Origin of the sequence: Streptomyces hirsutus (assembly GCF_001418415.1) — a bacterium.
In the GTDB taxonomy this organism is placed as follows: Bacteria; Actinomycetota; Actinomycetes; order Streptomycetales; family Streptomycetaceae; genus Streptomyces; species Streptomyces hirsutus.
The window spans coordinates 1-10,104 of record NZ_LIQT01000561.1 but is presented as its reverse complement, the minus strand read 5'-3'; the positions used below and the strand labels follow the sequence as shown (position 1 = coordinate 10,104).

Below are 10,104 nucleotides of genomic sequence, written 5' to 3'. Positions count from 1 at the left end.
CGCCCTGCGCAGGGCGGCGGCGCCCTGGACGTCGACGACGCTGCTCAGCAACATCGGCCGCATCCCGTACCCGCTGGACTTCGGGGAGGAGGCCGGGTGCGCGCACGCGGTGTGGTTCTCGGCTCCCGCCCGGATGCCCCGCGGCCTCACCTTCACCACCGCGTCCACCGCGGGCCGGCTGCACCTGGCCGTGCGCTGGTCCCGCGCACTGCTCGGGCACGACGACGGCGCCCACCTCCGCGACCTGTTCGCACACCATCTGCACTCCACGGAGGCGACCCCGTGACCACCACCGCGCCCCCGCCCCGCGACCTGCGCGACTTCTACGAGAACCCCGCCGTCCCCGTGGCCTCGGGCCCCTCCCGCAGTCTCCGCCAGGCCCGGATGCTCGCCGGGGCGCTCGGTCCGGCCGGTGCCGGGGGCGCGCGCACGATCCTCGACATCGGCTGCGGCGACGGCTCCGCCGCGGCCACCGCCGCGCCCCTCCTGCAGGGCCACCGGCTCGTCGGCGTCGACTGGTCCCAGGACGCCCTGGCGCGGGCCCGCACCCGGATGCCGTACGCGGTGCGCGGCGAACTCACCGACGGCGGACTGCCGTTCGCGTCCGGATCGGCCGACGCGGTGCTGTTCAGCGAGGTGATCGAGCATCTCGTCGACCCGGACGCGGCCCTGGAGGAGATCCACCGGGTGCTGCGCCCCGGGGGCCATCTGATGCTGTCCACCCCCAATCTGGCCGCCTGGTACAACCGGGCGCTGCTGCTGGCCGGGGTGCAGCCGGTGTTCTCCGAGGTCAGCCTGCGCGGTATCCACGGCAGGCCGGGTTCGGAGGTGGTGGGGCACCTGCGGCTCTACACCGCCCGCGCGCTGCGGGAGTTCGTCGCCGCGTCCGGCTTCACCGTCGTACGTCTCGAAGGCGCTCCGTTCCACGGGGTGCCGCGTCCGCTGCGGATGCTGGACCGGCTGGCCTGCGTCCGGCCGCCGCTCGCGTCGATCCTGCTGCTGCACGCGCGCCGGACGTAAGGGGGGCCGGGGACGATGTGGTGGGGAGTGGCCGCTGCCCTGGTGTCGAACGTCCTGTACAGCGGCGGGTTCGTCCTGGAGAAGCGGGCGCTCGCCACCCTGCCCGAAGTAACGGTTCACCGGCCGGCGCGGCTGCTGCGGCTGGTGCTCGGCAGCCCGCTGTGGATCGCCGGCGCGCTGTCCCTCGCCGCCGGTTTCGGCGCACAGCTCGCCGTGTACCGGACCCTGCCGATCGCCGCCGCCCAGGGCCTGTTCGTCTCCGGCCTGGTGCTCCTGGTGATGCTGTCGGCGCGGCTGCTCGGCGAGGAGACCACCGGCCGGGAACGGTACGCGCTCGGCGCCATCCTGCTCGCGCTGCTGATGGTGGTGCTGTCGCTGAAGGAGGGCGGCGCGGGCGCCGACACCGTCGGCCGGGACGCGCCGTACCCGCTGATCCTGCTGGTGTGCGTGCCGTCGCTGGCGGCCGGGGTGTGGCTCTACCGGTCCGCCGAGCGCCGCGCCCGGCGCCGGCACCGGATGCCGACCACCGGCGTCGAGTACGGGGTCGCCGTCGGCCTGCTCTACGGCGTCAGCTCGCTCGCCATCAAGGGGGTGTCTAGCCACCTGACGACCAGCGGCATCGGCGACGCGCTGCTCGGCCTGCTGCGCTCCCCCTACCCGTATCTGCTGCTGTTCACCGGCGCGTTCGGCCTGGTGCTGTCGCAGGCGGCGCTCCAGCGCTGCCGGGCCTCGCTGATCGTTCCGGTGTGCACGACCGTGACGTGCCTGTACACGGCGGTGCTCGGCACGCTGTCGTTCGGCGAGGAACTCCCCGACGAACCCCTGCGGCTGGCCCTGCGCGTGGCGGGCACGGTGCTCGCGGTCACCGTGCTGCTGGCCATGCCGAAACACGACACCACCTCGCAACCGAGCACCAAGACCGAGACCGAGACCGAGAACAAGGAGTTGACGCCCCCGTGAAGCCCGACGACCCGCTGCTGAGGATTCTGGCCTGCCCGCTCGACAAGGGCCCGCTGCACCTGCTCCCCGCCACTGCCGCTGCCGGGAAGGACGGCACAGCGGCGGTGGACGGAGCCGGGGAAGCGCTGTACAACCCGCGCCTGCGCCGCCGCTACCCGATCATCGACGGCATCCCGCAACTGCTCCCGTCCTCCGGCGAACAGGTCTCGGACGAGGAGCACGAGACACTGCTGGCACGTGTGTCCGAGGCCCACATGACCGCGGGGAACATGGCCGAGGAGCACATGGCAGAGGACCACACGTCCGGGAACGACACCCGCCGTCCCGGCACTCCGGGGGCGACCACATGACGAAGGGCCGTCCCAGGGTCACGCTCGCCGCCCGCGCGGCGTCCGTCCTGCCCACCCGGGTCGTGGCCGCCGCCGCCCGCGCGGTCTACCCGCGCTTCGAGCCCGAGCTGGCCCGGCTCGACGACCTGTGCCCGCCGGACTGCGGCACGGCGGTCGACGTCGGCGGCTGGTACGGCCCCTGGACGCACCGGCTGGCCCGGCGCGCCCGCCAGGTGGTGACCGTCGAACCGGTCCCCCATCTGGCGCGGCTGCTCACCTCCGGCGCCCCGCCGAACGTCCGCGTGGTCCGCGCGGCGGCCTCGGACCGCGCCGGGATCGCCCGGCTGTGGCTGCCGCCGGACGACGGCGGCGACCGGGGGGTGTCCTCCCTGGTCCGCCGGGACATCCACGGCCACGCCCTGGACGTCACCTGCGTCACGCTGGACGAACTGAACCTGAAGGACGTCGGCTTCATCAAGATCGACGTGGACGGCAACGAGTCGGCGGTGCTGCGCGGTGCCACCGGCATCCTCGCCCGCGACCGCCCGGCGCTCTTCGTGGAGCTGGAGTCCCGCATCCAGCCGGTCGCGCCCGTGGTCACCTATCTGTCCCTGCTGGGCTACGACGGCTGGGTGCTGCCCGGCGACGCCTGGGTCCCGCTGGCCCGTTTCCCCCTGGAGGCCCACCAGGCCAGGACCTCCTACGTCGTCTCCCACGGTCTGCTCCGCCGCGTCCTGCCGCACGGCGCGCTCAGGGGCCCGCGCTATGTGAACTCGGTGCTCTTCCTCCCGGACGGCCGCCGCCCCGGAGCGCCCCCGGTGAGCGACGATGGTTCCCGTGCCTCCCGCGAATCCCCCCGGTAGCCCCTCCGGCCCGTTCACCCCGCTCGACCTCCAGCTCGTCCTGCTGCGCCGCATGGCCGACCACCAGCCCGGCCTGGTCGAGGACGCCCGTCACGAACTGGGGGTCTCCCTCGCCGGGATGCGCGAGGCGAACAAGCGCTGGCAGGCCGCGGTCCGCTCGCCGCGCTCCCGTTCGGCCCGCTCCAGGTACCTCTCCGTGCTCGGCGAGCCGGAGTCCCGGGCCCGGCGCCGGATCGGCGACCTCGACTGCGAGGCGTGGCGGTGGCGGCTCCCGCTCTGGCCGGACCTCCGCTTCGAGATCCTCACCGCGCCCGACGGCACCGTCTGGAACGAGTGGCTGGTCCGCGCGCCCGACGCCGCCCCGCCCGTCCTGCGCACCGTCGAGGACCTGACGCCCTGGTCCTGCACGGTCGACGAGGCCGCCCGCGCCTTCGCCCCGGCCCGCCCGCTCGAGGGCACCGCCCCCACCCGGTGGGGCCTCGCCTTCGTCGCGCCGGACGCGCGGGGCGGGCGGCACGAGGTGGTCGCGGAGTTCACCTGGGGCCTGCTGCAACGGACCGCGGTCGGCGATCCGCCCGTCAGCCCTCCGCTCAGCGAACCGCCGCCGCCCGGATGATCGCGTCCACCACCCGGGGCATCGACCCGGTGCGCAGGAACAGGAACAGACGGGGCCCGACCGGTTCCGGTTCCCTCCCCCGCGGCTGCCCGTCGTCCCCGCCGACGAGGTCCACCCGCGCGTGCGGCAGCTCCGCCGTCCCCGGTACGGCAGCTCCCGGCACTGCGGCCAGTACCCGCTAGGCGACGTCGAGTTCGGCCGGGGACGCGGTCCAGGGCGTCAGCCCGGGGTGGGCGGTCTTGCGCTGGTCGCAGGGCGTGCCGGAGGCGAGCACCGCGCCCTCGCGGCCGACGTGCGACAGGTGCCCGCCGAAGAACTGCAGCGCCCGCTCACCGGCGGTGCCGATGCCGCGCGCAGAGGGCCGCACCTGCGACCTCCGGACCGGACCGGCAGGTCACGAGCGCCATACGGGGCACGGTGCGCTCCCTCCCCGTACGAACGTCCGATCGGCCGGCAGGCCGACCACCACCACGGGAAACGGAACAGCCCGCTTGACCTTCCCCTTCGGTGAAGCCCCAGCATCGGTGGCGGAACAGGAACAGGATCGGGAATGCGGAACAACGAGGTGCACGGGGGCCCGATGGAGGAGACGCTGACGATCGGCGCGTTCGCGAAGGCGTGCCGGCTGTCGCCGAAAGCGCTGCGCCTGTACGACGAGCTGGACCTGCTGCGGCCCGCCCGGGTGGACCCGGACACCGGCTACCGCTACTACGCGGCCGGGCAGTTGGAGCGGGCCCGGCTGGTGGCGTGGCTGCGACGGCTGGGCATGCCGCTGGCCGAGATCCGTCACGTCTGCGCCCTCGGACCGGCGGCGGCCGCCCGGGAGATCCGCGCCCACTGGGCCCGGGTGGAGGCGGAAACGGCCGTACGGCGGGACCTCGCCGCGTTCCTGGTCGATCACCTGACGGAAGAATCGAGAGGGGACCCCACCATGAACGCCACTGCGCTGGAGCTGCGCTACTGCGCCCACTCCGACCGGGGCCGCGTCCGCCCCGCCAACCAGGACACCGCGTATGCGGGCGGCAGGCTGCTGGCCGTGGCCGACGGTTTCGGACCGGCGGGCGCGCCGGCGAGCAGCGCCGCGGTGGAGGCGCTGCGGTTCCTGGACACGCCGGAGATCCCGGCGGGCGGTGTCCTGAACCTCCTGGAGGACGCGGTACAGGGCGCGGCGCGCGCGGTCCGCGACGTGGCGGACGGCACGGACGGGGTCGGCACCACCCTGACCGCCCTCCTGTGGACGGGCTCACGCCTGGCCCTGGTCCACCTGGGCGACTCGCGTGCGTATCTCCTGCGCGACGGCAGCCTGTTCCGCATCACCCACGACCACACCGTGGTCCAGTCGATGCTCGACGAGGGCCGCCTGACCCCGGAGGAAGCGGCCTGCCACCCCCAGCGCTCCCTCCTCCTGAAGGCCCTCACGGGCAAGGAGACAACAACAACCCCGGACCTCCGCCTCCACGACGCCCAGGCCGGCGACCGCTACCTGCTCTGCTCCGACGGCCTCTCCGCGGTCGTCCCCGACGACACGATCGAGCGCCTCCTCACCGCCGCCCCGGCCCCGGACGAGGCGGTCCACACCCTGATCACCGCGGCCAACGAGGCCGGCGGCCCGGACAACATCAGCTGCGTGGTGGCGGACGTGGTGGAACCGGCCCCCTGACCCACGGCAGGCGCGCGTTTTCGCGCCCGGGGCTCCTGCCGTCGTGCGCAGGACAGGCTCGTCACTTCCTCTCGGAGTTGAGCTTCCTGTGCGTGCGGAGAGCATCACGACTGCCGGCTCAGCAGCCTGCACCGGTGGGTGCCGGGTGTGCGCGACAGGTGTCGTGGACCGGTGCGGTGGCGGCCTGATGCTGCTCTTCGAGGGCCTCAACAGCCCCGGCTCGGGCCGCTCCGAACTGCCGGCTGATCCGGCCAGGTGACCGCATAAGCCGGATCCGCTCCCCGGCTTATGCGTAGGAAGCGCAGCAACTCGCGCACGATGCCGGCATTGCCCATGGCCCAACCGGTGCGAGGTTCGAGAACACTCGGTGAGGCCCGGTGTTCGAGGTTCGACCATCGCACGCCGTTGGTGTCCCGGATCGAGTGGCAGAAGATGTCCGCGACGAGGAGCCGCGCGAAGTCCGGGGGGTCGCCCTGCTCGGCCATCCGGTCACAAGCGAGAGCCAGCACACCGGCCGTGCCGCAGCACCGACCGCTGTTGTCCCAGAAACCGGGGCGCAGCCGGCGTGGCAGGCCGGACCGGGTCACCGTGTACCAGCAGCGATCGGCAAGATCCTGCCAGGCAGAGTCGTCGAAGACTTCGCGAAGCAGCCGGAAGACCTGAGCGTCGCCTGCCGGGCCGTGACACCAGCCGTAGTTGTAGCGAGCGGTGACCTCGGGATAGTCCTGCGGGTCGGAGTGGGGAACGAGAAAACCGGCCGGGCCGGCCTCGTTTCGTGCCACGACGTCCGCGGCGCCCGCTCGCGCCAGCTCGACGAAGTCGGCGCGGTCGGCGGCCCGACCGATGCGGGCCAGCGCGTACACGATGCCGAGCGTGCCGTGCGCGAGGTGGTGGAACCGCGAAACCCTGCCCTTGAGCACCTCCCAGTGAACACCTGCCGGGGTCTGCTCGGCGGTGCGCAGGTAGGGCTCCAACGCGAGAACGGCCAGGTCGGTATCCCCCGCGGCCAGTGCGCCGAGGCCGATGCCGGCGTTGCCTCCGAGCAGTTCGAACCAATCACCCCAGCGTGTCCCGTCGAAGCGCGCGCGCACCAGTTCCAGAGCCCGGCTCGCCGCGGCAGCGGCGTCCGGAGCGTCGAGTTCGTCGTGGACGGCTCTCAACGCGAACGCCAAGCCGGTCAGGCCGCTGTACAGGGAGTTGTCCTCCCGGCAATCGACGGCATCGGACACACTGCGGGCGGCGCGCAGGGCGGCGTCGCCGTACCGGTCGTCGCCGAAGTGCCGCCATGCTTCAAGGAGGACGGGGATGACACCGGCCGTGCCGCTGTAGAGCGTGGGATCAAGCTCGTCATCGGTAGGCGTGGCGGACCAGGCAAGGCTTTTGCTCTCGGCCTCCCGCGCATTCCCGAGGAGCCAGCGCAAAGCATCCGCTGTCAACGCTTCGACCTCGCCCACCGCCGTGCTCATCGCTTCCGCCGCTTTCATAGCGCCCCACTGTGGCATGCAGCGTGGAACTCACCCAGCCCCTCTTCCCGCACCGGTAAAGAGCCAGAGCCCAAAGGGCAGAACCTCCGTCGGTTTCTCCGCCACCAGCGCATGGCGCCCCGATACGTGTCACGGCAGCAAGCTCAGCGCTTGGTGGACCGCGACCGTTCTGCCGACAGCCCTGAACTCCGCCGAGTACGTCTTCGTCACCATGTGCAACATCTCTTCCTCCGGACCGCAGGGCCCCATGTCTAAGGTGTCCACGCTCAGAGGTAAAGCCCGGTAACGACACCCAAGGAGTACGCCGCGTGTCCTCTCTCTTCCCGGCCCTGACCGACGGCGGCGGCCCTGCCGCCGGCCGACCCGCCCTCCGGTTCGGCGAGCGCTCACTGACGTACGGGGAACTCGCCGCCGCGACCGGCCCGGTGGCCGGGGCCGTCCGGGAGGCGCGGCGGGTCGCCGTCTGGGCGACCCCGACGCTGGAGACGGCGGTCGCGGTCACCGCGGCGCTGCTCGCCGGGGTGACCGTGGTGCCCCTGAACCCGAAGTCGGGCGCCACGGAGCTCGATCACATCCTGTCCGACAGCACCCCGGACCTGGTTCTCGCCGCGCCCGGCCAGGACCTCCCGGAGGCCCTGGCCGGCTTGGCCCGCCTGGACGTCGACCCGGCCGACCGCGCCCCCGGCACGCTCCCCGGCGCCCTCCCCGAGGGCCGCGCGGACGACGAGGACCCGGCCCTGGTCGTCTACACCTCCGGCACCACCGGCCCGCCCAAGGGCGCCGTCATCCCCCGTCGCGCGATCGCCACCACCCTGGACGCGCTCGCCGACGCCTGGCAGTGGACCGGCGACGACGTCCTCGTCCACGGACTCCCGCTGTTCCATGTGCACGGGCTGGTCCTGGGCGTCCTGGGCCCGCTGCGCCGCGGCGGCTCGGTGCGTCACCTCGGCAGGTTCACCACCGAGGGGGTGACCCGGGAGCTGAGCGGCGGCGCGACCATGCTGTTCGGCGTGCCCACGATGTACCACCGCGTCGCGGAGGCGCTGCCCACCGAGCCGGAGCTGGCCGAGGCGCTGGCCGGGGCGCGGCTGCTGGTGTCGGGGTCGGCGGCGCTGCCCGTGCACGACCACGAGCGGATCGCGGCGGCCACCGGACGCCGGGTGATCGAGCGGTACGGCATGACGGAGACGCTGATGAACACCAGCGTCCGTGCGGACGGCGAGGCCCGGCCCGGCACCGTGGGCGTGCCGCTGCCGGGCGTGGAGCTGCGGCTGGTGGAGGAGGACGGGGCCCCGGTGGCCGCGTACGACGGGGAGACCGTGGGCGAGATCCAGGTCCGCGGCCCGAACCTGTTCACCGAGTACCTGAACCGGCCGGACGCCACCGCGGGCGCCTTCACCGCCGACGGCTGGTTCCGCACCGGCGACATGGCGGTGCGCGACGCCGACGGTTACGTCCGCATCGTCGGCCGCAAGGCCACCGACCTGATCAAGAGCGGGGGTTACAAGATCGGCGCCGGTGAGATCGAGAACGCGCTGCTGGAACACCCCGGTGTCCGGGAGGCCGCGGTGACCGGGGAGCCGGATGCCGACCTGGGCGAGCGGATCGTCGCGTGGGTCGTCCCGGCCGTCCATCAGAACCCGCCCACGCTGGAGGAGCTGGCGGCTCATGTCGCCGCCCGCCTGGCCCCGCACAAGCGCCCTCGGGTGCTCCACCACCTCGCCGCACTGCCCCGCAACGACATGGGGAAGATCATGAAGCGGGCGCTGCCCCATGACTGACCGGCTCACCGCACGCGAGACCGTCGCCCTCGTCACCGACGAGGCGACCTTCGCCGAACTCCCCGAGTCCATACGGGAGTCGGCCGATTCCGCCGAGTCCGCCGAGCCGGCCCCCGACGGCCCGTTCGGCTGGCCGGGGTACGACGCCGCCCGCGCCCGTGCGGCCGAGCGCACCGGCGAGCAGGAGTCGGTGGTCTGCGGCACCGCCCTGGTCGAGGGCGTCCGGGCCGTACTGATCGCCTTCGAGTTCGGCTTCCTCGGCGGCTCGCTCGGCGAACGCACCGGCGACCGGCTGGTGGCGGCGTACACGCATGCCCGCGCGCACCGGCTGCCGGTGGTCCCGCTGATCGCCACCGGCGGCAGCCGGATGCAGGAAGGCATGCTCGCGCTCACCCAACTCCAGCGGGTGGCCCGCGAGTCGGTGCTCACCAGGGAGGCCGGGCTGCCACAGATCGCGGTGCTCCGGGACCCGACGACGGGCGGCGGCTGGGCCACCCTGGGCGCGGGCGCCGACGTGGTCCTCGCGCTGCCCGGCGCGCAGGTCGGCTTCGCCGGCTCACGGGTCCGCCCGGCGGACGCCGATCCGGCGGCTTACACGGCCCAGGCGCAGGTGGCGGCGGGGGCGGCGGACGCCGTGGTCCCGCCGGAGGAGCTGCGCGGCACGCTGGGCCGGTGGCTGCGGCTGCTGACCCGCCCGTCCGCGACCCCGGCCGCCCCGCCGCATCCGCTGGGCACGGGCCCGGACGACCTTCCGGCCACCGGCTGGGACGCCGTACGGCGTGCCCGGTCCTCCGAACGCCCGCACTCACAGGACTACTTGGACGCCTATTTCACCCACCGCGTCGCGCTCGACGGCGACCGCTGCGGCGGCACCGATCCGCAGGGCATGCTCTGCGGCTTCGGCGAGCACGAGGGCCGTACGGTCGCCTACGCAGCACAGACCGGCACGGCCACCCGTCCCGCCGGGTACCGCACCGCCGCCCGGCTGATCCGGCTCGCGGACCGGCTCGGCATCCCGGTGCTGACCCTGGTGGACACCCCGGGCGCGGCCAACGACGCGGAGGCGGAACGGCAGGGGGCGGGGGCGGCCATCGCCGGCCTGTTCGCCGCGGTGGCCGCCGCCCGCACCCCGGTCACCACGCTCGTCGTCGGCGAGGGCGGCTCCGGCGGCGCCCTGGCCCTGGCGGCCCCGGGCAACACCTGGGCCACACCCGACAGTTACTTCTCGGTGATCGCCCCGGAACTCGCGGCGGCGATCCTCAAACGCCCCCCAGAGGAGGTGGAGGCCACGGCGGACCAGCTCCGCGTCCGCCCGCAGGACCTGGTGGACCTGGGCGTCGTACGGGGCATCGTCGGCCACCACTACCAGGAGCAGGAGCAGGAGCAGGAGC

The 10,104-nt window shown here is 73.7% G+C and carries 9 protein-coding genes and 2 pseudogenes; 9 read left to right on the top strand and 2 right to left on the bottom strand.

Annotated elements, in window-relative coordinates; translation table 11 throughout:
• The 6 genes and pseudogenes from AOK11_RS34410 to AOK11_RS34385 all read left to right on the top strand — a co-directional run.
• A pseudogene (locus AOK11_RS34410) lies at positions 1 to 286 on the top strand (condensation protein); the annotation flags it as partial.
• On the top strand, positions 283 to 1,020 hold the full coding sequence (locus AOK11_RS34405) for a class I SAM-dependent methyltransferase (RefSeq protein ID WP_055597586.1): 738 nt from the start codon (positions 283 to 285) through the stop codon (positions 1,018 to 1,020). The pseudogene AOK11_RS34410 and the gene AOK11_RS34405, both read left to right, overlap by 4 nt.
• Before the next feature lie 27 nt (positions 1,021 to 1,047).
• A complete protein-coding gene (locus AOK11_RS34400) occupies positions 1,048 to 1,980 on the top strand; it encodes a DMT family protein (protein WP_055597585.1) in 933 nt (310 codons plus the stop codon).
• Positions 1,977 to 2,225 (top strand): annotated as a pseudogene (locus AOK11_RS34395) (Trm112 family protein); the annotation flags it as partial. The gene AOK11_RS34400 and the pseudogene AOK11_RS34395, both read left to right, overlap by 4 nt.
• A gap of 101 nt (positions 2,226 to 2,326) precedes the next feature.
• Positions 2,327 to 3,172 carry an FkbM family methyltransferase gene (locus AOK11_RS34390; protein ID WP_055597584.1) on the top strand — a complete coding sequence of 282 codons (846 nt, stop codon included), beginning with the start codon at positions 2,327 to 2,329 and terminating at the stop codon, positions 3,170 to 3,172.
• On the top strand, positions 3,138 to 3,788 hold the full coding sequence (locus AOK11_RS34385; RefSeq protein ID WP_055597583.1) for a hypothetical protein: 651 nt from the start codon (positions 3,138 to 3,140) through the stop codon (positions 3,786 to 3,788). Before AOK11_RS34390 ends, AOK11_RS34385 begins: the two co-directional genes overlap by 35 nt.
• A gap of 178 nt (positions 3,789 to 3,966) precedes the next feature.
• Here AOK11_RS34385 and AOK11_RS46940 read toward each other — a convergent pair whose 3' ends face one another.
• The gene (locus AOK11_RS46940; RefSeq protein WP_055597582.1) at positions 3,967 to 4,155 is read right to left on the bottom strand and encodes a hypothetical protein; all 189 of its coding nucleotides are present in this window, start codon (positions 4,153 to 4,155) and stop codon (positions 3,967 to 3,969) included.
• 183 nt (positions 4,156 to 4,338) lie between these two features.
• On the opposite strand from AOK11_RS46940, the gene AOK11_RS34375 reads away from it, so the two are divergent.
• Positions 4,339 to 5,448, top strand: coding sequence for a MerR family transcriptional regulator (locus AOK11_RS34375; protein ID WP_240497604.1), 1,110 nt, complete (start codon positions 4,339 to 4,341; stop codon positions 5,446 to 5,448).
• 206 nt (positions 5,449 to 5,654) lie between these two features.
• On the opposite strand, the gene AOK11_RS34370 is transcribed toward AOK11_RS34375, so the two are convergent.
• Positions 5,655 to 6,932, bottom strand: coding sequence for a lanthionine synthetase LanC family protein (locus AOK11_RS34370; RefSeq protein ID WP_055597581.1), 1,278 nt, complete (start codon positions 6,930 to 6,932; stop codon positions 5,655 to 5,657).
• A 308-nt stretch (positions 6,933 to 7,240) separates the two neighbouring features.
• On the opposite strand from AOK11_RS34370, the gene AOK11_RS34365 reads away from it, so the two are divergent.
• The gene (locus AOK11_RS34365) at positions 7,241 to 8,713 is read left to right on the top strand and encodes an acyl-CoA synthetase (protein ID WP_055597580.1); all 1,473 of its coding nucleotides are present in this window, start codon (positions 7,241 to 7,243) and stop codon (positions 8,711 to 8,713) included.
• A partial coding sequence (locus tag AOK11_RS34360) for a carboxyl transferase domain-containing protein (RefSeq protein WP_055597579.1) occupies positions 8,706 to 10,104 on the top strand: 1,399 nt, incomplete at its 3' end. The genes AOK11_RS34365 and AOK11_RS34360, both read left to right, overlap by 8 nt.